Annotated in this window: 16 protein-coding genes; 5 read left to right on the top strand and 11 right to left on the bottom strand. The window is 60.7% G+C overall.

The features are described from left to right. Window positions 1–36 precede the first annotated feature (36 nt). Together SBI67_RS08475 and pe are read left to right on the top strand one after the other, a co-directional pair. Complete coding sequence (locus SBI67_RS08475) at window positions 37–3,015, top strand: MMPL/RND family transporter (RefSeq protein ID WP_318980114.1); 2,979 nt, start codon at window positions 37–39, stop codon at window positions 3,013–3,015. Next, window positions 3,012–4,142, top strand: a complete 1,131-nt coding sequence (gene pe / locus SBI67_RS08470) for an acyltransferase PE (RefSeq protein WP_318980113.1) — start codon at window positions 3,012–3,014, stop codon at window positions 4,140–4,142. Before SBI67_RS08475 ends, pe begins: the two co-directional genes overlap by 4 nt. Before the next feature lie 96 nt (window positions 4,143–4,238). On the opposite strand, the gene SBI67_RS08465 is transcribed toward pe, so the two are convergent. From SBI67_RS08465 to SBI67_RS08445, 5 genes are all read right to left on the bottom strand, one after another. Continuing rightward, the gene (locus tag SBI67_RS08465) at window positions 4,239–4,808 is read right to left on the bottom strand and encodes a hypothetical protein (protein WP_318980112.1); all 570 of its coding nucleotides are present in this window, start codon (window positions 4,806–4,808) and stop codon (window positions 4,239–4,241) included. Between the two features lie 438 nt (window positions 4,809–5,246). After that, window positions 5,247–6,959, bottom strand: coding sequence for an AMP-binding protein (locus tag SBI67_RS08460; RefSeq protein WP_318980111.1), 1,713 nt, complete (start codon window positions 6,957–6,959; stop codon window positions 5,247–5,249). Window positions 6,960–7,028: 69 nt separating this feature from the next. After that, a complete protein-coding gene (locus SBI67_RS08455) occupies window positions 7,029–8,273 on the bottom strand; it encodes a hypothetical protein (RefSeq protein ID WP_318980110.1) in 1,245 nt (414 codons plus the stop codon). Window positions 8,274–8,430: 157 nt separating this feature from the next. Beyond that, a complete protein-coding gene (locus SBI67_RS08450; RefSeq protein ID WP_318980109.1) occupies window positions 8,431–8,895 on the bottom strand; it encodes an HIT family protein in 465 nt (154 codons plus the stop codon). A gap of 194 nt (window positions 8,896–9,089) precedes the next feature. Beyond that, the gene (locus SBI67_RS08445; protein ID WP_318980108.1) at window positions 9,090–11,213 is read right to left on the bottom strand and encodes an acyltransferase family protein; all 2,124 of its coding nucleotides are present in this window, start codon (window positions 11,211–11,213) and stop codon (window positions 9,090–9,092) included. Between the two features lie 329 nt (window positions 11,214–11,542). Between SBI67_RS08445 and SBI67_RS08440 the strand changes: the two genes are divergently transcribed. The 3 genes from SBI67_RS08440 (at window position 11,543) to SBI67_RS08430 (ending at window position 16,223) form a co-directional block, all read left to right on the top strand. Continuing rightward, complete coding sequence (locus tag SBI67_RS08440) at window positions 11,543–12,373, top strand: SGNH/GDSL hydrolase family protein (RefSeq protein WP_318980107.1); 831 nt, start codon at window positions 11,543–11,545, stop codon at window positions 12,371–12,373. Window positions 12,374–13,571: 1,198 nt separating this feature from the next. Next, window positions 13,572–14,948, top strand: a complete 1,377-nt coding sequence (locus SBI67_RS08435) for a tyrosine-protein kinase domain-containing protein (protein ID WP_318980106.1) — start codon at window positions 13,572–13,574, stop codon at window positions 14,946–14,948. 198 nt (window positions 14,949–15,146) lie between these two features. Further along, the gene (locus tag SBI67_RS08430) at window positions 15,147–16,223 is read left to right on the top strand and encodes an acyltransferase family protein (protein ID WP_318980105.1); all 1,077 of its coding nucleotides are present in this window, start codon (window positions 15,147–15,149) and stop codon (window positions 16,221–16,223) included. 141 nt (window positions 16,224–16,364) lie between these two features. On the opposite strand, the gene SBI67_RS08425 is transcribed toward SBI67_RS08430, so the two are convergent. The 6 genes from SBI67_RS08425 to kdsA all read right to left on the bottom strand — a co-directional run bounded on the left by SBI67_RS08425 (window position 16,365) and on the right by kdsA (window position 21,807). Then, window positions 16,365–17,771, bottom strand: coding sequence for a hypothetical protein (locus SBI67_RS08425; protein WP_318980104.1), 1,407 nt, complete (start codon window positions 17,769–17,771; stop codon window positions 16,365–16,367). A gap of 72 nt (window positions 17,772–17,843) precedes the next feature. Beyond that, complete coding sequence (locus SBI67_RS08420) at window positions 17,844–18,584, bottom strand: hypothetical protein (protein ID WP_318980103.1); 741 nt, start codon at window positions 18,582–18,584, stop codon at window positions 17,844–17,846. A gap of 110 nt (window positions 18,585–18,694) precedes the next feature. Then, complete coding sequence (locus tag SBI67_RS08415; protein WP_318980102.1) at window positions 18,695–19,648, bottom strand: KpsF/GutQ family sugar-phosphate isomerase; 954 nt, start codon at window positions 19,646–19,648, stop codon at window positions 18,695–18,697. Continuing rightward, entirely contained in the window at window positions 19,645–20,388 is a 744-nt protein-coding gene (kdsB, locus tag SBI67_RS08410; protein WP_318980101.1) for a 3-deoxy-manno-octulosonate cytidylyltransferase, read from the bottom strand. The genes SBI67_RS08415 and kdsB overlap by 4 nt, the downstream gene beginning before the upstream one ends. A 13-nt stretch (window positions 20,389–20,401) precedes the next feature. Further along, a complete protein-coding gene (locus SBI67_RS08405) occupies window positions 20,402–20,956 on the bottom strand; it encodes a KdsC family phosphatase (protein ID WP_318980100.1) in 555 nt (184 codons plus the stop codon). Beyond that, window positions 20,953–21,807: a 3-deoxy-8-phosphooctulonate synthase gene (kdsA, locus tag SBI67_RS08400; RefSeq protein WP_318980099.1), complete on the bottom strand. Its 855-nt coding sequence runs from the start codon at window positions 21,805–21,807 to the stop codon at window positions 20,953–20,955. Before kdsA ends, SBI67_RS08405 begins: the two co-directional genes overlap by 4 nt. Window positions 21,808–21,819: the final 12 nt, after the last annotated feature.

The following is a 21,819-nucleotide window of genomic DNA, read 5'->3' as shown; positions in this document are numbered from 1 at the left end:
GACCACCCGAGTGCAGGGACCACCAGTGGGGGCGACGTGCGACGGCTAGCCGATTTCGTCGTGCGGTTCCCGTACGCGGTCGTCGGGATCTGGGTGGCGTTGGCGGTGGTGTTGCCGCTGTCGTTCCCCAGCCTCAACGAGATGGCCCAGAAGCATCCGCTGGCGATGCTGCCCGCCGATGCCCCGTCCAATGTGGCGGCCCGGCAGATGACCGAGGCGTTCCAGGAGCCCGGCGGTGACGATCTGTTGTTGATCGTGCTCACCGACGAGAACGGACTGGGCCGCGTGCACGAGGCCACCTATCGCAAGCTGGTGGACGCCTTGCGTGACGATCAGCAAGACGTGGTCATGCTGCAGGATTTCGTCGGAACACCGGCGCTGCGTTCGTTTTTGACCAGCAAGGACAACAAATCCTGGGTGCTGCCGGTCGGCCTCGCCGGTGCGCTGGGCACCCCGCAGTCCTATGCCGCCTACAACCGGGTGGCCGAGATCGTCAAACAGAACACCGCAGGCGGCCCGTTGGAGGTGCATCTGACCGGACCGGCCGCCACCGTCGCCGACCTCACCGTCGCCGGTCAGCGGGACCGGATGCCGATCGAGATCGCGATCGGCGTGCTGGTGCTACTGGTGCTGTTGGTGGTCTACCGCAATCCGATCACCATGCTGTTGCCGTTGACCGGGATCGGCATTTCGCTGGTGATCGCGCAGTCGGTGGTGGCCGGGTTGTCCCAGCTGACCGGCCTCGGGGTGTCCAATCAGGCCATCATCTTGCTCAGCGCCATCATCGCCGGTGCGGGGACGGACTATGCCGTCTTCCTGATCAGTCGCTACCACGATTACGTGCGACTCGGTGAGGGCTCCGACGACGCGGTGCGGCATGCGTTGGGTTCGGTGGGCAAGGTGATCACCGCGTCGGCCGCCACCATCGGCCTCACCTTCCTCGGTATCAGCTTCGCCCGGATGGGGGTGTTCTCCACGGTCGGGGTGTCCTCGGCGATCGGTATCGGGGTGGCCTTCCTCGCCGCGCTGACGCTGCTCCCGGCCATCCTGGCGATCGTGGGGCCGCGCGGCTGGGTCACGCCGCGGCGGGAGATGACCGCCCGGATGTGGCGGCGCTCGGGGGCGCGCATCGTGCGCCGGCCACGGCTGCACCTGGTCACCAGCATGTTGGTGTTGCTCCTGCTCGCCGGCTGTGTCGGGCTGGCCAGATACAACTACGACGACCGCAAGGCCGTGCCGGCCACGGATCCCAGCTCGGTGGGCTATGCCGCGCTGGAACGGCACTTCGACCTCAACCAGTCCATCCCGTCCTATGTCCTGGTGCGTTCACCGCACGACCTGCGCACCCCGCAGGCGCTGGCCGACCTCGAGCAGATGGCCGAACGCATCACCCAGGTGCCGAATATCGGGATGGTCAGCGGTATCACCCGCCCGCTCGGTGTGGTGCCGCAGGAATTCCGGGCCACCTATCAGGCCGGCCTGGTCGGTGACCGGCTGGGCACCGGCTCGGCCATGATCGCCGACAACATGGACGACCTCAACCGGTTGTCGAAGGGAGCCGATACGCTGGCCACCGGGCTCGGCGACGTGCGCGGCCAGGTCAACGGCATCGCCACCAGCATCCAGCAGATGGTCAACGCGTTCTCCACGATGCGGGGTCAGTACGGCGGCGACAAGCTGGTGCGCAATGTCGAGGTCGGCGCCAAGCTGGTCGACAGCATCAACCAGCTCGGCAATTCGATGGGTATCAGCGTCACGGCGGCCAAGGACATGTTCGGCTGGGTGGGCCCGGTGCTGGCCGCGCTGCAGGGCAACGTCACCTGCGATCTCGATCCGTCGTGCAGCGAGACCCGCATCCACTTCTCGCGGTTGGCCCAGGCCCGGCAGGACGGCACCCTCGACGAGATCAACAACCTTGCCGGGCAACTGCAGTCGATGCAGGACAAGCAGTCGTTGAACGCGTCGTTGAATCAGCTCGGTAATGCCTTCACCACCATCACCAAGCTGATGAAGACGATGGGGCTGGATTCGCCTGCCGGTGCCCAGGCCACCCTCGGCAAGATCCGGCAGCAGGCCGACCGGTCGGCCACCGGTAGCCGCGAGGTCGCGACGGGCGTGAACCAGGTGGTCGATCAGATCCAGCTGATGCGTTCCGGACTGGACCAGGCGTCGGCCTTCCTGCTGTCGATGAAGCAGAACGCGGCCGCTCCGGCGATGGCGGGCTTCAACATCCCGCCCGAGGTGCTGGAGCTGCCGGACTTCAAGGCCGCATCGAAGATGTTCATCTCACCCGATGGCCACTCGGCGCGGTATCTGGTGCTCACCAAACTCGATCCGTTCAGCGTCGAGGCCATGGACCAGGTCAACGCGATCCGGGATGCGGCCAAGGGTGCCCAGCCGAACACCTCGCTGGCCGACGCGTCGATCTCGATGGGTGGTTATCCCGCCGCGCTTCGCGACACCCGTGACTACTACCAGGCCGACATCCGCTTCATCATCGCCGTCACGCTGATCGTGGTGCTGGTGACCTTGATGCTGTTGCTGCGGTCGCTGATCGCGCCGCTGTATCTCGTTGGCTCCGTGGTTGTTTCGTACTTCGCGGCGTTGGGCATCGGGGTGCTGGTGTTCCAGTACCTGTTCCACCAGCCGTTGCACTGGACGGTGCCACCGCTGGCGTTCGTGGTGCTGGTCGCCGTCGGGGCGGACTACAACCTGCTGTTCGCGTCGCGGCTGCGGGACGAGTCGCCGGACGGCAGCCGCTACGGCATCATCCGCACGCTGTCGTCGACGGGCGGCGTCATCACCGCAGCCGGTTTGATCTTCGCCGCGTCGATGTGGGGTCTGTTGTTCTCCAGCATCGGTACGGTGGTGCAAGGCGGGTTCGTCATCGGTGCCGGGATCCTGTTGGACACCTTCGTCGTCCGCACGATCACGGTGCCCGCCATCGCTACGCTGGTCGGCAAGGCGAACTGGTGGCCATCACGAGGGACAGCGCAGGGGAGCAGCCAGGCATGAAGAAACTACTCGCCGTCGCGACCGTGGTGCTCACCGTGAGTGCCATGGGGCCATCGGGTCTGGGTGTCGCGGCTGCTGACGAGCCGGCACCCGCGCCGGGTGTCGGTGCCGACACCCCGACACCGCGCGGCACGCCGGGCAAGGCCTACGCCCTCGGCGGCGCGCACGTGCTCGGCATTCCCTATGACGAATACATCCGTCGCACCGGCGCGGACTGGTTCCCCGGATTGGACCGCCAGAACATCTGGTATCCGGCAGGTCAGGTTCAGGGGCACACCCTGGAACGGCTGTTCCCGGGCATCGGGAAGCTGGACGACGGGTTCCCGGGTCTCGGGCTCGACGGCCCGAGTATCGGCGAATCGGTCGACGTTGGTGAGGGCAACCTCATCCGTGCGATTCAGGCCGGTGGCAGCGGCACCGCCATGGGGTTGTCGGAGGGCGCCATGGTGCTCAACGCGGTGAAGAACCGGCTGGCCAACGATCCGGCCGCGCCACCGCCGAATCAGTTGTCCTTCGCCACTTTCGGCGATCCGCTGGCCACCCACCCCTTCGGCCAGAGCTTCCTGCGGCAGAACTTTCCGGTGGGCAGCGTCGTCCCGTCGCTGGACTTCACGATGCCGCCTGAGGTCGACAGCCAGTACGACACCTACCAGTTCATCTCCCCGTACGACAGCATCGCCGATTGGCCCCAGCGCCAGGACAACATCATCTCCGTCACCAACGCCATCGTCGGGTTGGCCACCGGTCACACCGCGGTGGCATTCACCAACCCATCGAATGTGCCGCCCCAGAACGTCGCGGTGACGTACAACTCGCGGGGTGCGAAGACGACGACGTACATGATCCCCGAGCAGCATCTGCCGCTGGTTCTCCCGTTCAAGTACCTCGGGGTGGACGAGGGCACGTTGAACAAGCTCGACGGGGTGCTGAAACCCTATGTGGATGCCGGGTATACGCGTAACGACAACCCGCTGACCGCGCCCATCACCGTGGATCCTGTCCGCGGCTACGATCCTGCGGTCGTTACCGCGGGGGCCAGTGCGGCCGCCTTCGGTAGCGGAGGGACCGATCCGCTGTCGCAGTTGATGGCCGGGTTGCAGTACGTGCTGGATCACAACGTGCGGTAGGGAAAAGCGGGCGAGGCCGCCCGCTTTTCGTACGATGCGGCTGGGCGGCTGTGGAGACCGTGCGACGCTACGGCGCGGCGCAAAGCACCAATGAGGTCAGCTCACGGTGAAGGTGCACAGGTCCCCGTGCAGGTTGCAGAATCGCTCGCAGTAAGCGTGGTTCTTATCGGATTTGTCGCACCAGGCAGGGTTGTTGTTGAGTGCGGCCGCCTTATCCATGGTGGATTTTGCGGCCCTTCCCTCCGGCGTTGTGATGGAGCCACCGGGTGACGTCGCCCCGCCAAACGCAGGGTTGCAGTTGAGATGCAACATGAAGGCGGCAGGCTTAATAGGATATCCGCTTGCGTCGAGACGGCTGGACTTCCGCCAACTCGTCACGATGCACTTGTCGCGTGCGAGAACGTCTCCGACGGCCGACGCGACGATCGCCGTGGCTTGCCAGTCACCCGCGATCTTTCCCTGTGCTTCGGCATAAGTCTTGCCGACCAACGGATCATCAGCCTGCGCGGGAGAAGCGGTAGACAGTGCGAGTACCGATAGCGTGGCCAAGGCCAGCGCGCCGGACGATACATGAGAAAACACAGCACCCTCCGCAACCTCGGCGACGCCTTGCACATCCCGACACGCGTAACGCTTCGCGATAGTGCTTGGCGATTTGTTCAGCACGCTACCACGGAGACACGGGTTATACAGGGTAATGATTGCGACCACCAGAATTCTTGGCTTGGAATGTTTGGCGACTGGGTTTCGACCGCATGTGTCAGCGCACGTGGACATCCTGTCCGGCGAGTGCTCACCATAGGGTCTGCGCCCAAAGATTATGGAGCACTTGCTAATTGCCCCGGCGTAGCAGGCTGTATCACAGGATGCGGAGACCTCTTCGAGCTTGCCGGGGTGACACGTGGCGGTGTGCCCACTAGCGCGAGGCACGGCCATTTTTCTTCGTCAGATACGTGCAGTAGGCGCACTAAGCTCTGCGGAAACGGAGTTGTCAGGCATAAAGCTCGGTAATGCGCCGCCAAAGCAGGCGTGAAATGTGCTGCTTTGGTGAGGGGCGATCGCACGGCGCCGATCTTCGAGCGAGACGAACCAGCCTGCCGTGAACTAGTTGTCCAGGCGCTGGAATGTGTTTACTCGGTAGTTTTCGACGCATCCTGACCGGCGGATCTTGCCGCTGGTGGTGGTCGGAATGTCTCCTGGTGCCACAAACACTATGTCGGCGACGTGCAGCCCGTGTGCGCGTGAGATCGACGCGATGATTTTGCTTTTCGTGTCGTCGAGGTCCCTTGTGTCTCCAGTTTTCTTGAGTTCGATAATGATGACCAGATTCTCGGTCTGTTCATCGGGGACCGCGATGGCTGCCACCCGCCCACGGGTGATCTGCTGAACGGTGGCTTCGATGTCTTCGGGATAGTAGTTGCGGCCACGCACGATCAGCATGTCCTTGATGCGGCCGACTATGAACAGGTCCCCTTCGGAGATGAAGCCCCGGTCTCCGGTACGCAGCCATCCCGTCTCGGGGGCATCCGCCGGCGCGTCCGCCAGCGTCGCGCCGAAGGCGGACCCGGTCTGCTCGGGTTTGCACCAGTAACCGGCGGAGACGTTCTCGCCGTGGGTCCAGATCTCCCCGATGGTGCCGTCCGGGCAGGGCCGGCAGGTGTCTGCGTCGACGATCCGCACCAGCGGTGAGACGGGCATCCCGTATCTCATCAGGGGTGACCCACCTGGGCTGCGGGTCGCGACACCCTCGACCAAGTCCTCGGCGGCGAACTCGACGGCTTCGGGCGCCCGGCCACTGTTGCCGCTGGCCACGAAGACTGTTGCCTCGGCAAGGCCGTAGGACGGCACCATCATCTCGGGCCGGAACCCCACGGCGCTGAACCGCTCGTTGAACTTAACCAGGGTGGGCGGATGGATTCGTTCGGCACCGTTGATGATGCCGAGGATGCCGCTGAGGTCGAGATCGGACATGTCGGCATCGCTTGCGCGCCGTGCTGTGAAATCGAATGCAAAGTTGGGTGCGGCCGACCATGCGTACGTGGGCCGGGACAACGCCCGCACCCAGCGCATTGGATTGGCCAAGAACGCCAGTGGGCTCATCAGATCTGCCGCATGCCCGGCGAATATGGGCGCCGCAACTCCGAGCATCAAGCCCATATCGTGGTAGAAGGGCAGCCACGAGATCAGTTTGGTGCCCTCGGGCAACACGCCTCCGTGCTGGGCGAAGTAGTCCGCCATCAACTGCTCGTAGTTCGCCTGCAGATTGCGGTGGCTGATCATCACGCCGGCCGGCAACCGCGTCGAACCCGAGGTGTACTGCAGATAGGCGACATCGGATCCTTGGGCCGGCTCGGCATTGCCTGCCACAGGCCGGTCGAGGTCCAGCGAATCGACGGAGACCACGGCGATCATGGCGGCTCCGTCGTCAACGTACTGGCTGGCGAGGTGCGCGACCGCGGACGTCGTCAGCACGACGACCGGGGACGTGTCGGCCACTACGGCGCTGACTCGCTCATCGTGCGACCCGGGAACCGGCACCGACAGGGGCACAGCGATGAAACCGGCCTGCATGGCACCCAGGAAGGCCACGATGTAGTCCAGACCCTGCGGAGCGATGATGAGCGCGCGGTCGCCGGGGGACCCGTACTGCTCGAACTCGTGCGCCGCGTTGACCGTGCGACGGTGGACCTGCGCCCAGGTCAGCGTCTGCGAGACCCCGTTCGGGTCGACGTCGTAGTCGGTGAAGGTGAAGGCCTCGGTATCGGGGTTTGCGATGGCGTGTTCCTGGAGCAGGGTCAGGAGGGACGCATCGGGCATGGACGTCAGGCTACTCAAGAAGCCTCGAGCACCGTTGCGGCGGTGCGCCGTACCGAGCCGAGTCGGACACTAACCGTTCGTCACCGCATGCGCCCGACGCCCGAGCATCACCGACAACACAAGATAGGTGATCGGGAAAGCCGAGCACGCGACGTCTAGCGACGTTGTGAGACTCAAGGTGCAGAATAAAGCCACCCCGGCACCCACGACGGTCCCCTGTGCCTTGAAGAGGAACGCTTCGTCGTGGCACATCGTGAGGGTCAAGGCGTAGACAGCCGAAATCGCGAAAAGAGCTTGGGCGCCGACCAAGAGGGCCAGCATTGTGTCGGAACTGTCGACGTCGGCAAATGACGACACGTAGTCCCGTGCAAAGAAGACTCCAACTGCTGCCAGTGCACTCGAGACCGCTACCGACACCACCATCAGCTTGGTCACCCGCTGCAATTCGGCGAATCTACCCTCGGCGAAAAGGCCCGCGAGCCGCGAGGCAAAGGTGAAGTTGATCGCCAGCATGATGAGGCTGATCAGTAGGGACAACTTGTACGTGACCATGAAACTGGTAAACAGTTCATCGCCGTAGGCAATGGGGACCACCAGTAGGGCCGCCCAATTGAGGGCTTGCTGTGACAGAACCACGCCGCCGAGTTTGTTCGCCGCCCGCCGGTCGAGCTTGGCTCGAGCGGACTCGCTGTCCCGCTCCTCAGAAGACCTGGCGCGGCGGGGCCTCGTCAACGGGGTTGCCCAGACGGTTCCGACGTAGGCGAGTAAGGCGACACTCGCGTAGATCAGTTGAAGTCGCGCGGAACTGATTGGCACCTCGAGTGCGACCATCGTCAGCAGTCCGAGCAACAACAGCCCGGGCACAAGGATGTTGAGGATGAAGGCTGCGAGGTTGGTGCGGCGCTGGCCCTGGTGAACGCGACCGGCGCATGACGTCAGTGCGATCAACGCCGAGATTACGACCGCATTGAACAACTGCTCTGTGCTCGCCTCAGCGGCCGGAAGCGCTCTGGTTGCCCAGACCACGGACGCGCACACCCCGGCGATGAGCGTCCATATCGCGACCCGCCGGTGGGAGAGCTTCATCAGATATGAAACGCTGCGCCGCGGAGATTCCGAGCGTAACTCTGCGGCAACCCGCCGCACGATCACGTCGTCCAGTCCCCATCGGAAGCAGACGGCGGCCACCGTCGTCACGTTGAAGACAAGCAGAAAAGACGCGGCGGACGCGGCGTCGAGGTATCGCACCACCAGCAACGTGAGCAGCACCGCCACGCCTGATCCCAGGCCTCGCAGCACCAGCGTGTTGAGCACCTTGGCTAAACTCGAATGCCGCACTCGCTGGGACAGCGTGCGGGGCACGAATTCCGTTGACGGAGAAAGCGTCTCGGGAGATGGTCTGGATGACTCCGTCAATCAGGAAACCTCACAGCACCCCCGGTCGTCGGATTAATCGTACGACACCGCCGCATCATCGACTCGTTGTCACATCGAGCGCACGACGCACCATGTCATCGAGTAGGTCAGGGGGGATGGGTAGTCGGTCACCGGCCGGAGGGTCCACCGTTCGCTGTCGCTTGCCCCAGATCGGTTCGGGGAAGTGGCTATCCCACTCGAAACGTGCGACGACGTGCCAATGCAGATGCGGGACGACGTTGCCCAATGCCGCGAGATTGATCTTCGTTGGCTGCAACCGTTCGAGCAAGACCCCCTCCACTGCGCAGATCAACGCCAGACACCGAGCGCGCCGGGCGGTGTCGAGCTGCGACAACTCAACGACATGCTGGCGGGCGATGAGGCGGTAGAACGCGGGGAAGTCGAAGTCGTCAACGGCGACGACGCGCCAGGATTCGTCTGACCAGATGAGCCGACCGCCGGTGTGCGTGCAGAGAGTGCAGTGATCGGCATGATCGGTCTGAGTAGCGGGGTCAGTCATGGTTCACCTTGGGTGTGGGTGGCACCGGAGACTGCAGACTAGCCGAAGAGTGCGCCTGGCCCATTGACGATCACCACGTTCTGCCGCCGCGAGTGAGATGGGGGTATACCTCATCCGTCACAGGAGCACGAAGTACGTACACCGAGTGTGTGGAATCCGTGACAAGTCGAGGTTCGTCTGTGCGACGAAGTAGGTCATCGATGTGTGGTTACGGGTGTGTCCAATGCGCGCCGCACACCCTCTTCAATCGGTTGCCACAGTGTTCTTGAAAGGGTCGCGGTGATATGGGTGGCGTCTGAATGAACGATGACGTCACCGATCACCGATGGGCAACGGTCCGCGTTGCAGTAGTACGGGGTCAGGTCCATCACTGTGGTACCAGCGACAAGATTGGCGCTTTCGACCAAGGCGTCCGGCTTGGGAAAGGCATCGCCCCTGGGGGTGCCACACTCGCTAGTCCGGTCACCGACGCTGACTCGGGTTAGGCACGCGATCGCCTCTTCACTACTCACAGGGTTGTCGGCCACGACGAGAATCCGACTTCCGGCCGCGGTAATTGGCTCCATGGCCGCGCGGTGCCGGATCGCTTGTTGTTCGACGCCATAACTGACGTTCGCCATGATCACCAAGTCATACGGATGTTGCAACAGCTCTCTCTCGGCTTCTTTCATTGGTCCCCGGCACTCATCTTTCGGGGGGATCATCAAGGCGCAGGTCTTACCTAGATAAGTCGTGAGCTTCCACTTATTGGCATTGAGTACTTTCCGCAGTGCTGGAAGCAGAAAGATTCCTTTCGAATCGCCAACGATGGCAATCTTTTTGGCGTCGCTACCCTCATAGCCAAAGTTGCACGTTCTGAGCTTTTCGTCTTTGGGGGTGTAGCATCTGTTCCACTCCCGTGGCCGGTCTGTAGAGAAATTATCGAGGGAAGGCTGAAGGGGTACTCCCGAGTTTCTGAGCGCGCAATGGGGATTTATCATCGCTGGCGCCCCGAAACAGGGGTCGACCTTCTCTTCATGTGGTGACGAAAGTGCGGACTGAACCTCTTCGCGCTCGCTTGCCAGCTCGGCTTGTATTTCGGAATCTCTCTCTGCGTGTCCCATGACCAGAATCGCCAGCACGATCGCTGCCGCGCCAAAAGCGCCGATTCCTGTCCACACCTGACGACCCCACACGTAGAAAAGTCTGTGTGCAGATGGGTCGACTTTGTCGAGCAGCCAGCCCGACTTCCTGATGGGGTCCTCGTAGAACCGGTATGTGAGAGCCGTAAGGCCCAGGCTCACAGCGGTGGCGACAACGATGTAGCGCGGTCCTGGTGGGATCACGCTTAGCAGCAGAATGATGACCGGCCAGTGCCAAAGGTACAGCGTATAGCTGGTGTCTCCGAAGTACCGGACGACGCGGTTGGTCAAAGGAAACATGCCGTGCACTTCTGCGCCGTGGAAGGATGCCACAACAAGAGCGGTCGACAAGACCGGCAAAGAGGCCCACGGCGCGGGGAACTGGACGCTAGGGGAGATGATGAACAAGGATGTCGCTACACCAGCGAGGCCGAGGTAGGCCAGTGGCGCTCGAAATGCGGTCGGAATTTTCACGAGCCACGCCCCACCAATGGCTAAGAGCGCACCCGCTCCGAGTTCCCAGACCCTCGTGAACGTTGAGAAGTAGGCACGGTTCGGGTCATCAGTCGAAAGGTGCATCGCCCACGCGAAGGAAATGGCAACGATGACCGCCATGACGCCGAAGAGTGATACGCGTCGAGCCCAACTCTTACCGCTACGGCGAAACCCACGTGTGAGTCCGAAGATCATCACCAGTAACGCCGGCCACACAAAATAGAATTGCTCCTCGATCGATAGCGACCAGTAGTGCTGAAGTGGTGACGGGGGCATGTTTTCCTGGAAGTAGTCGGTGCCCACTGCTTCGAATCGGATGTTCGCTCCGAATACCGCTGCGTATAAGGCGTCCAGAAGAGTTTCTTTTGCCCGCGCGGCAGGAAACAAAATATAAGAACAGGCGACAGTCACGACGAGCACGAGCAGAGCGGATGGCAGTATCCGCTTTACACGGCGGATATAGAAGTTCTTAAAGGACAGTTTTCGCTTAATTTCGCGTTCCCGCAGGAGGATGCCGGTTATGAAGAACCCGCTCAGCACGAAGAAGATATCTACTCCAACGAAGCCGCCTGGCGGCCAATCTAATAGGTGGTTTGCGAAAACGGTGAGGACTGCAATGGCGCGCATGCCTTGCAGGTCTGGACGGCGCTGATTAGATGCAGCAGTGTGCAGTACCCGGTCTGCTTGGGTCGCAACAATCATTAGGACACCCTGGCCAGATCCCGCTGACCGCAATCTGCCCGCCAGCTCGTATTGGATTGCCGAAGATGGTACGGCGTAATGTGAGTCCGTTGGGCCGCTTCGACAAAGTACTTTGTACTTCGCGACGGCTTATTTGAGTCGGAAAACAATCTAAACTATTGAGAAGGGAACTCGGTGACGAGACCGATGGTGGCACGCGCTGAGTGTCGTGTCACGGGCTGCAGTGACCTGGGTCCGGTTTGGAGGATGGGGAATGGCACTGGCGGTGGAGATCGGTCGACACATCGGATCAGCGATTGTCGATGCAGTGCAGACCAATCGACAACTAGATGCGTGACTCCAACTATCGTTTTGCCATGATCCTAGAGGAAAGTAGCGAGCGCCCCGGTGCCCTCCTGAAGCGCGCGCATCTGCTTCGGTACGAACTTCCTCGGCGAGCCTGGACTCACAAGATGTCCGTCATTCTCGTCCTGCTTGTCGCGTTCGTGGCTGGCTGCGCCAAGGGGCCGACGACACCCCCATCTGCGCCCGAGCGCCCCGTCCTCACTGCGTCCCCCCGGCCGGACGCCGCCTACGTAGCAGTTATCGGCGACCTGTACACCATCGGATCGCCATCCGCGGGTGAGGGCTCAAAAGGTTGGCCCAGCTTGGCGAAGAGGATGCTTCGCCAAGAAGGCGTGAACGTCGAACTCAAGGTGGGCGCCAGGAGAGGCTCGGGTTACGCCTGGCACAACACACCGATGAGCGTCGTCTTCATCGACCAGGTGCACCGGACGGTGGGCACAAACTCGAAGTTGGTAATCCTGTTTGGCTCGGAGAGCGATCAGGGAAATCCCCCAGAACAACTGACCACTATCGTTCAGAGCACCCTCGCGGAGACGAAGAAGAAGGCCCCCAACGCGAAGCTCCTCGTGATCGGCCCGGCTTGGGCCAGGCCGGATCCACCTCCAGGCGTGCTACAAGCGCGAGATGTTGTGAAAACTCAAGCTGGCGCCTTCGGCGCGCAGTTCGTCGATCCGCTGGCTGAAGAGTGGTTCGCGGGGAAGCCTGAACTACTGGCGCCTGGCGGTGATCGTCCTAATGATGCGGGCCATGAGTTTATGGCCGGGCGTATCGCGCCACTCATGGCGGAGCTGCTGAGAGAGTCACCACCGGGATAGCCCGCCAAGTTCGGGGTTGGCCATCGGGATCCCGTAGTCGACATCCAACCCTCGGAGGCGAAATGGCCGGAAGGTTTGTCTTGTCGGTTGCCGCCGGAGCGCAGATCGAGAGATTTGAGGACAGGGGACTTCTGACTCGGCGCTGCAGCCTCGATCTTGGCCTACGCGTATCGGTCGCCAATCCATCCAGTAGGTCGGATGGAGCGACGAATCGGGCCGCTCGACCCACAAACGTGCAGCGGGCAAGTGCACCCGTCAAATACGCTGGCTCCGTGGCTAGCCCTTGACTTTGTCACATGCCCAACGACCGGAGCGGTAAAGCCTGAGTGCTGCCGTTTTGGTGCGTGCCAGCGAACTCTTATCCGTACGTGTTTCCAATGACGACGGAACGTAAGTCGCCCAGTCGGTGGCGGTAAGTGCCTATTTTCCGACACTCGGGTGGTCTCTATAGCAAACGAATGGAGAGTGGGCAATCTTAGGGGCAAGCGCAAAGAAGCACTCGAAGATCTTTTGACACAGATCTATTAGTCTGCGATGCTTCCGAAAATCCGTGGGGCCAGTACAAGGAACAGATGCCAGCAAGGGTAAATGGGCGCGATGCGGAATGCGAACCATCTCAGCGGCGCTCGTGGCTGCCATCGCCTTGCAGGTCGATAATGAACTGTCGTCGCTGATGCCGCTGCGCTCCCCGTGGACACGGTCCGGACTTCGGCAGGGCATCACGACACATCTCCGAGAGTTCGGCGCAGCGTCGACATTGGTCTTATGCTCTGCAAAGCCCTGCATGTGGTCGGCGCCCCGTCGCGGATTGCGCCAGGAGTCGGTGTCGTGATGATGACCGTCAGCGGTTGCCGGGAGTCGGTGGCGGAGAAACGAGGGGTGCGATCAGTACATGGTCAGTTCCTACGGCCGCCGAGGCGTCTCACTGTCAGTGGCAACCCAATGATCTGGCCTCGCAGCGCGCTTTCTGCAAGTGCCGCCTTCCGTCTTGGATAGGCGGCAGGGCCTTATGCTGACCGCGATGGATTGCGATTCGGGATCGCACCGGGTGCACGGAGGTTTGCCGCGGGTCGCGATTCAGCAAACATGCGTGCACATTGGTGCAAGAAAGCCCGTCTAATCTTCAAGTCTCCCAATAGAATACGCTGGTCGGATGGCCGAACGCGCGGATCCGTAGATCCCGAGTGAAGGGACCGCATTGAATATTCAGGAATATGTAAAGCTGCTCCGCGGCCGCTGGTTGACGGTAGCGTTGACTATCTTGGTAGCGGTACTAGGGGCGGTCGCGGTCACACTACTGACGACTCCTCTCTACAAGGCGTCGACCAGACTGTTTGTTTCCACGAATGCGGGATCATCAATCGCTGATACGTACCAGGGCAACCGGTTCTCGCAAGAGCGTGTCGACTCCTACGTCGAGCTACTGACAGGGCAGACCCTGGCTCAGCGCACCATCGACAAACTGGGCCTCGACATGAGCGCCCAAGATCTTCAAGAGCACGTCAAGGCCACGTCGAAACCTCAGACGGTATTGATAACGCTGGATGTGCTCGATCCGTCTCCAGTTCGTGCACGTGATATCGCGAATGCCCTCTCCGACGAATTCGTAGTCATGGTGCGCGAACTCGAGACGCCAGAGGATGGAACCAGTCCGGATTCACGCGTCGTTCTCGAACAGCGCGCATCCATTCCGGACACCCCGGCCGTTCCAAAGCCGACGCGCAACATCGCGGTCGGCCTCGGGCTCGGGGTGTTGGTCGGCATTGGCTTAGCCCATGTCCGCGATCTGCTGGACAACACAGTGAAAGATCGCGAAACTCTGGAGACGATCGCGGGGACGGGGGTTGTCGGCAACATCCCGCTCGATAAGGACCGCCGTAAGAAGCCGGCGATATCGTTTGACAACGATAACTCGGCAATTGCGGAAGGCTTTCGGAAGCTTAGAACAAACCTGCAGTTCCTTGCGGTCGACAATCCGCCGCGGGTGATTGTGCTGACAAGCTCAGTCCCAAGCGAGGGTAAGTCGACGACCGCCATTAATCTGGCCTTGGCATTGGCGGAAGCCGACTACAGTGTCGTTGTGGTCGACGGAGATCTTCGTAGACCCACGCTTCACAAGTATCTCAACTTGGTTGGTGCTGTTGGTTTTAGCACCGTTATCAGCGGCCAGGCGTCGCTCGATGATGCTCTCCAGAAGTCAAGCGTGGCTGGCCTCACGGTTCTTACAGCTGGGGCGATTCCGCCGAATCCGAGCGAGCTTCTGGGGTCGCAGTCGGCGAAGGCTACTTTGGCGGAACTGCGTGCAAGATTCGACTACGTCATCGTGGACTCCACACCGCTGCTTGCAGTTACAGATGCCGCGATCCTCGCTGCAGCTTCTGACGGTGTGCTCATGATGACCCGATTCGGTTACACCAAACGTGAGCAAGTCGCTCATGCTGTTGCCAGCCTGCACAACGTCGGGGCTTCGGTACTCGGTGCGGTATTCACCATGGTGCCCGCCCGCAGCGGTTCGCCGTACAGCTATAGCTATTACTACGGCGAAGAAGGCGGGCGAAAGGCATCTTCTTCGTAGTCGAAGCGGGTGCAACCGGGAAGCGGCCGTTAACATCTGACGATGGACTGCGCGGCCGCGCGAGCGCGAAGTCTGCCCGGATAGCGTCTCTACCTTTGCCGCAACTAACTCAGTCGACTGCTGATCATTGCGATATGCTCCTCGTGCAAAGGGTCGATTTTTCGATTCGCGATCGTCCCGCCGAGGGGGATCTAGGGCATGGGTCAAAACGCCGAAGTGCCAACAGAGTCCACACAGCTCCCACTGTTGACCGGACTGCGTGGATTGGCGGCGTCTGTCGTCCTAATTTCGCACACAGCAATTGTTGGAATGCTCCCGACAGTATTTGGCCATGGATTTGGACAAGTGGGGGTGATGATTTTCTTTGTCCTCAGTGGATTCCTGATGGCCTATCTCTATATTGGTCGAAAACCCAGCAAGAAGAATGTACTTTCCTATGTGCGCGCGCGTGTCGGACGTGTAGCGCCACTGTACTTGGCGGTTGTGCTCGTATCGATTGTGGTATCCAACTCCGTGTACGAGCATTTCCGCTATTCGCTTCCGCTGGATAATGCCGGGCAAATATTACAAGCTACTCTATTTGTGCAGGCTCCGTGGGAACTATGGACGATCCCCGTTGAGGTCCAGTTCTACGCCGCTTTCGTTTTCGCGTGGTTACTTTATCCAAAGATGGGCAGAGCTGCTCCAATCGTTGTCGGAACCGTCGTGTCGTTTCCAGCTGCTATCTACCTCGGCCTCTATCAGGAGAAGCCTTCAATTCTCCCGACGTACGCTTTCGCGTTCTTCTTGGGAGCGATCACAGGTGTTTACCTCCCGCAACTGAAGAGGTTCCTCAATGGTCGAATGCCAGGCTTTCTTGGTGCATTGTTCCTGTTACTGTTGTTCGTGAATCTTCCGGCTTTGCGTGACGAAATGGGCCTATCGATTTCGCCTGGTAGTGTTTACATTTCGACCTGGCTGGATCCGGCAACTTGGTTCGTGGTGTATGGCCTGTTCGTTTGTTGTCTGATGGCGTCGCCGACACTTGCGATACTCGACTCGCGGCCATTCATATTTCTGGGAGAGATTTCATACGGCCTTTACCTCTTACATTATCCAGTTCTGGAGATCACTGCCCGTTTTGTAGGTACATCTCTTCTTGGTTTGATCGTTGGCGTGGTCGGTTCTACTGGACTTGCATGGTTGTCCTACCGCTACTTCGAGCTGCCTGTGATGCGGTGTGTCCGAGGCAGGAAACCGTCGCGCACGATAGGTACCGATGAACCCGCCCCCTGAGCTATCCCTGCGGTTCAGTGGGTCGGGGCGTCGTGTGTTTGTTGAATCGCCCGCGCGGCAGGCTCAGCTCCGACCGTGATGTAGCGAATTCGAACGGGGTTGACCCGCAATATTTGGCGTTGCCTATAGGCGGCGTCAGACTCAAATGTGGTTGGCTTCAGTAGATTGGTTCCGAGAATAATCCGAGTTGGTATTCGTCAGTTGGCCGTCAACCGGGGACGGAGCCTCTCTGGATTTGAATGCGATCGACGCCATCCATATCACTCCAAGTCCGCCGAGAATGTACCAAACGAGTCGGATGCTGGAGCGGAGATTATATTGCAGAATGCTGACTGAGAAAAAGACTGTGATACCTAACACCAGCAGTGACGCGGCCAGGGCATAAGCGCCTTCGAGACGCGATGAGATGCGAGTCGACAGGGCGAGCAGCAGTCCGACTGCAAACGCGACACCCACTAGTGCGAACCATCCATGAGCGCCGAGTTCCCCGAGAGCGTTGTACGGGGTGGAGGAATCCACTCGAAGAGCGTTCTTGTACTCACCCCATCCTGCCCATGAACCAGGCAGAGGATTGACACCGACCCAGAGTGCTTCCAGCGGGATTTGCCTGTTTGCGACGACACCCGTCAATGGACCGCTGAAGAGAATGTTTCCCAGAATGCCATCGAGGCTAAAACCAGAAAATATCTCCTCGGGCCGGAAGATCACTTGCTGGGTAAGAGGAATGATGCCAACTCCATCCGGATTGGCACGGCCGACGAGGGGGAGTTGCATTAGAAATACGGTGGCGACGATTACCAAAGCGATCGAGTGCGCCCGAACCTTCGCGCCAGATGTGAAGGTGCGAGCGAATAGCAGAAGGACGGGAAATACTGCAATTGTCCGACTTGCTCGTGCGAACAACAAAAGAAACCAGATACCTATGCCTAGAATTGCAAGCCAGCGCCACGGTCCTGGCTTAGAAGCGACAATGGATAAAGCAAGAATTGCGAGAGGAGCGATGGCGTTGCTGAGTGCAACTGCCCAGATCGGCCCATCGATGACGTTGTACCGTCCCTGGAGAAGTCCACCCTGGCGACCGTAAATGGTGAGTATGATCCCGGCGTAGCCGGTGATCACCAATGCGCCGTCTGGAATTCTAAAACTCTGACCGAGTCCTGAGATTGACTCGCCAACCTGAGCCAGCGTGACGCGAACGGCTTGCGGGCCTGCCAATAATGCGCCCACGGTGTATGCGAAAGAGAAAACAATTCCGATAACGGCGGCTTGGATATGATATTCCTCAGGTACCCGAAGTCTGACTGAAACTATCGAGTCGACGCGAATCTCATCCCACAGGAACATTGAGCTGAGCAGGACGCTGTTCACGGCCAGGACCGGTACAAGAACTGCGCTGAAGCCGCCGGCCGCTTTGGTTAGAACTATCACTTCGATGCTGACAAGTACTACACCGACGGCAAGAACGATTGCTAGTGGAGAATTGCTGGCGATCCCGTAGAGGGCGGCAACCATACCTCCGAAGACTCCGAGAACCGCCGCCTTCAACACCGAATGGAGTTTACATGGAACTGGTCGGGAATGTTCTGTTGTGGCGTGGGTACGGACAGGCAATACGTCCGGTCAGCGTTGCAGCTCCGCGCCCCATCGGAGTACCCGGAGTTCCTTGAGGGGACTTTGGCTGGCGGGATTGTTGAGCTGTAGGGTCGCCCATGGCCCCGTCCCGGCTGAGATCGATGCGGAAGCCTCGGATTCCCACCGTTTCCCGTCAGGCGTAGTGATCACTGCCTTATCGCCTTTGATGCTGATCTCGGCGCGGTGGACACCGGGCGCCAGCGCCCCGTACGTGCCGTGAACGACGCGGCTTCTCTTCAAGCCCGGGTGTAGTGCCGTAAGGCTGTCGCAAGCGAACGCGGAGCTGGAGAAGACGCAGTGGAGGGCAGCGTTGGCGAATTGGTATCCAGCTGCGGTGAATTCAGTTGCGCTAATAACCAGTACAATCGCCTCTTGAGGGTGCGGTCCTGGCGGCACTTCGTACTCAGCCCACATGTAGCCGACGGTCGTCCCGAGCTTCACGCCCAAATATGACGACTGAGTGGCCGAGGGATTCGTTTGCGTGTGAGTCAGGCGGCCACCACTGATCTGCCAGGGAATCTGGCCTAGCACGCTGTAGCTGTGACCCGAATCTGACAACGCCCCGGCGGTCAATGATCCATCGGGTTTGGTGGTGAAGTCGTCGTAGAACGAATCCGATGAGCCGAAGCCGTAATGCCTCAACCAATTCTGGCTGCCACACCCCGCTACCAGCGAAACGATCAGCAGCAGCACCGCCGCCCATTTATGGAGGGGCAGGTACGGCTCCATCGCCGAGAAGTTACGTAGAGTTCGCATCGATCGACGGGGCAGGAGTTGTGGGACGCGGTTGCGAGCCATGGCAAGACGATAGTCGTACTTCGTTGTCCCCGACGAGCGCACTACTTCTTCACAACTCCCACGAGTTCGTCGCCGTCAAATACCAGCAGGGCGGATATGCGCTGGCTCTCCATCTGGGTTAGTGCCTCCTGCATCCGGGTCCCGATCGCCACCCTGGCCGGATTGCGTGTCATGAGATCTGCAGCCCTGCGCTCGAAGAAGAGAGGTCCGAACCGTTCGACCGCACGGCGGAGATCTCCGTCAGTGATGATGGCCCACTCGGAGTGCGTGCGGACCAGCGTCAGCCCCAATCTGGAGCTCGTAATGGCGTTCAGCACGGCCATGACACCCGCCTGTTCATCGAGGATGGGCAGGTTCTTTGTGACCATCTCGTGCTCAACACGATTGAGTAGGCGCTTCCCGAGTGTGCCACCAGGGTGGAAGCGTGCGAAGTTTTCGGGCTTGAATCCGCGCGCCTCCATGAGGGCGATGGCCAAAGCGTCGCCCATCGCTAAGGCCGCCGTAGTCGACGAGGTCGGAGCCAGCTGAAGTGGGCATGCTTCCACTTGAACCGCTATGTCTAGGTGACAGTCTGCGGCGGTGGCCAACGTCGAGTTGGCGTTTCCGGTAGCGGCGACCAGGAAGTTCCGATTTTCGACCAGGAAAGGGAGCAACCTCAGCACTTCGCCGGTTTCGCCCGAATTGGAGATGGCGATGAACGTGTCTTTCGGCGTGACCATGCCGAGATCGCCGTGATAGGCCTCGCCCGGGTGCATGAAGAAGCTCGGCGTTCCAGTACTGGAGAGTGTTGCGGCGATCTTGCGTGCGATGATGCCCGACTTCCCCATGCCCGAGACAATGGCCCTGCCATCGGATTTGAGCAGGTGCGCTACAGCGTGCTCGAAGTCTGAATTCAGCTGGTCCGCGAGCGAAGCCACTGCCGATGCCTCGATCTCGAAGACGCGGCGGGCTGTTTGGACGGCGCTGCCCGCCGGCGTGGCCTGCGTGTCGCTCATGGGCTGCTCACCAGATAGGCGGTGACGCGTTCGACATCCTCGGCAGTGTCGACACCGCCGGGCGGCGCGACATCCCAATCCATGACGTGGATGGGGATGTTCAGCCACAGCGCACGCAGTTGCTCTAGGCTTTCGATCCGTTCGAGTGCGCATTGCGGTGTCATGGTGAGTGCTTGCAGGACATCATTGCGATACGCGTAAATTCCCAGATGCCGGCGGTAGTTGGTTGGGTTCCACTCCGACGGGTCGTGGTCACGGTCGAATGGGATCGGAGCACGGGAGAAGGTGATCGCGCTACCGTCGCTGCGCACAGTCAGCTTCACTACATTCGGGTCTGAAATCTCGTGCTGCTCCTGCACCGGAACTGCGATCGTCGCCATCGAAAAGTTGTCGCGTTTCAGGCAGAAGTCGGCGAACGCCGCAAGCAGATCAGGCGGGAGCAATGGCTCATCCCCTTGAACGTTGATCACCACGTCGTCGGGGTGCCAGGAACGGAGACGCGCGATTTCGGCTACCCGGTCTGTCCCGGAGGCACACGTGGGACTCGTCATGGTTGCTTCAATCCGATGGTCATCCAACACCCGCTTGATGCGCTCGTCATCCACGGCCACCACGATGTCCTCGGTGCTGAGACCCGCACGCACGGCGTCGAAGACCCGCACGATCATCGGTTTGCCGGCTAGATCGATGATCGGTTTGGCCGGGAGCCGCTGGGATCCGAAACGGGCAGGAATCACCACCCGGACTACACGCTCACTGGACTGCATTGAGGCGTTCCCATTGTTTCAGAAGTGGCGCGTAAGCCTGCTCTAGTGTCAGACCGGCCGAGACCAGAATATGGTCGGCGGCTTCCCGGGCGGCGCCGCCCCCACCGCGGCTGGTGAGCACGTGATCGGCGTGTGCGAGCACCAAGGGGTGCGCGTCTGCCGGGGCGTAGAAACGTCCGACGCGGCCGGCCAGTGGTAGGTCCACCACGTCGTCTCCCACGTACGCGATGGAGGCGTAGTCGAGACCCTCCTGCTCACTGACGGCCGCAAGAGCGTCCTCTTTCTCCAGTTTGCCGGTGATCGCGACGTCAAACCCCAGTTGTCGAATGCGGAAGTCCAAGGGGCTACTAGCCTTTCCTGAAAGCACGCCCGTTCGGATCCCGTGTGCGCGTAATAGGGCAACGGCCAATCCATCCCGAACATTGAAGGCCTTCAACGCCTCGCCGTTACCGTCCAGAAGCAACGTGCCGTTGGTGAGAACTCCGTCGACGTCGAAAAGCACCAACCGGATCGGGCCTGGGTAAGCACCGCCCGAGTTCATTGGAAGTCCAGCGGGGTAAATCCCTTGACGAGACGATCGACAGCGACGATCTGTTCGAGAAACCGTTCGAGCAACGCAAGCGGCAACGCGCTGGGCCCGTCGCAGAGCGCTTGGTCCGGGTTGGGGTGAGCTTCCAAGAACAACCCGGCCAGGCCGACGGCCATGCCGGCGCGGGCGAGCTCCAGCACTTGGCGTCTGCGGCCGCCGGATGCCTCGCTCCCTGCGTCCCGGCGCTGCAGGCTGTGCGTCACGTCGAAGATTGCCGGGAGGCCGTCAGTTGCTTCGACCATCTCCCGGAATCCCAGCATGTCCACGACAAGATTGTCGTAGCCGAATTGGGTGCCACGTTCACACAGGATGATCTGCTCGTTGCCGGCCTCTCGGATCTTTGCCGTGATGTGCTTGACCTGAGTTGGACTCATGAACTGTGGCTTCTTGATGTTGACCGCCCTGCCGGATTTCGCGACTTCCACGACGAGGTCGGTCTGGCGCGCCAAGAACGCCGGGATCTGTAGTACATCAACAACTTCGGATACAGGCTCCACTTGGTGCACTTCGTGGACGTCGGTGATGACTGGTACCCCGAAGGTGTGCTTCACCTCATCCAGGATCGCGATGCCCTGGTCGAGGCCCACACCGCGGAACGACCGCATCGACGATCTGTTGGCCTTATCGAACGATGCCTTGAACACGTACGGAATCCGCAGGCGATTCACCACGGTGGCGTAGTGTTCGGCTGCTCGCAGGGTGGAGTCCCGGTCCTCGATCACGTTGATACCGCCGAACAGCACGAACGGAGCATCATTCGCCACATCGACGCCGTCACCAATGCGGACGTGTGTGGTGCTCATCGGACCTCATTG

The organism is Mycolicibacterium chengduense (genome assembly GCF_033741155.1).
Taxonomy (GTDB): domain Bacteria; phylum Actinomycetota; class Actinomycetes; order Mycobacteriales; family Mycobacteriaceae; genus Mycobacterium.
Note: the sequence above shows the minus strand (reverse complement) of the source record. Positions and strands in the feature narration are given on the sequence as shown.

What these genes read in the sequence shown, in the direction of transcription:
- SBI67_RS08450 (WP_318980109.1), bottom strand. Translation starts at nt 8,895, where the DNA reads ATGACTGACCCCGCTACTCAGACCGATCATGCCGATCACTGCACTCTC.
- SBI67_RS08430 (WP_318980105.1), top strand. Translation starts at nt 15,147, where the DNA reads ATGGGTCAAAACGCCGAAGTGCCAACAGAGTCCACACAGCTCCCACTG.
- SBI67_RS08440 (WP_318980107.1), top strand. Translation starts at nt 11,543, where the DNA reads ATGCGTGACTCCAACTATCGTTTTGCCATGATCCTAGAGGAAAGTAGC.
- kdsA (WP_318980099.1), bottom strand. Translation starts at nt 21,807, where the DNA reads ATGAGCACCACACACGTCCGCATTGGTGACGGCGTCGATGTGGCGAAT.
- SBI67_RS08460 (WP_318980111.1), bottom strand. Translation starts at nt 6,959, where the DNA reads ATGCCCGATGCGTCCCTCCTGACCCTGCTCCAGGAACACGCCATCGCA.
- SBI67_RS08420 (WP_318980103.1), bottom strand. Translation starts at nt 18,584, where the DNA reads ATGGAGCCGTACCTGCCCCTCCATAAATGGGCGGCGGTGCTGCTGCTG.
- SBI67_RS08405 (WP_318980100.1), bottom strand. Translation starts at nt 20,956, where the DNA reads ATGAACTCGGGCGGTGCTTACCCAGGCCCGATCCGGTTGGTGCTTTTC.
- SBI67_RS08415 (WP_318980102.1), bottom strand. Translation starts at nt 19,648, where the DNA reads ATGAGCGACACGCAGGCCACGCCGGCGGGCAGCGCCGTCCAAACAGCC.
- SBI67_RS08445 (WP_318980108.1), bottom strand. Translation starts at nt 11,213, where the DNA reads ATGATTGTTGCGACCCAAGCAGACCGGGTACTGCACACTGCTGCATCT.
- pe (WP_318980113.1), top strand. Translation starts at nt 3,012, where the DNA reads ATGAAGAAACTACTCGCCGTCGCGACCGTGGTGCTCACCGTGAGTGCC.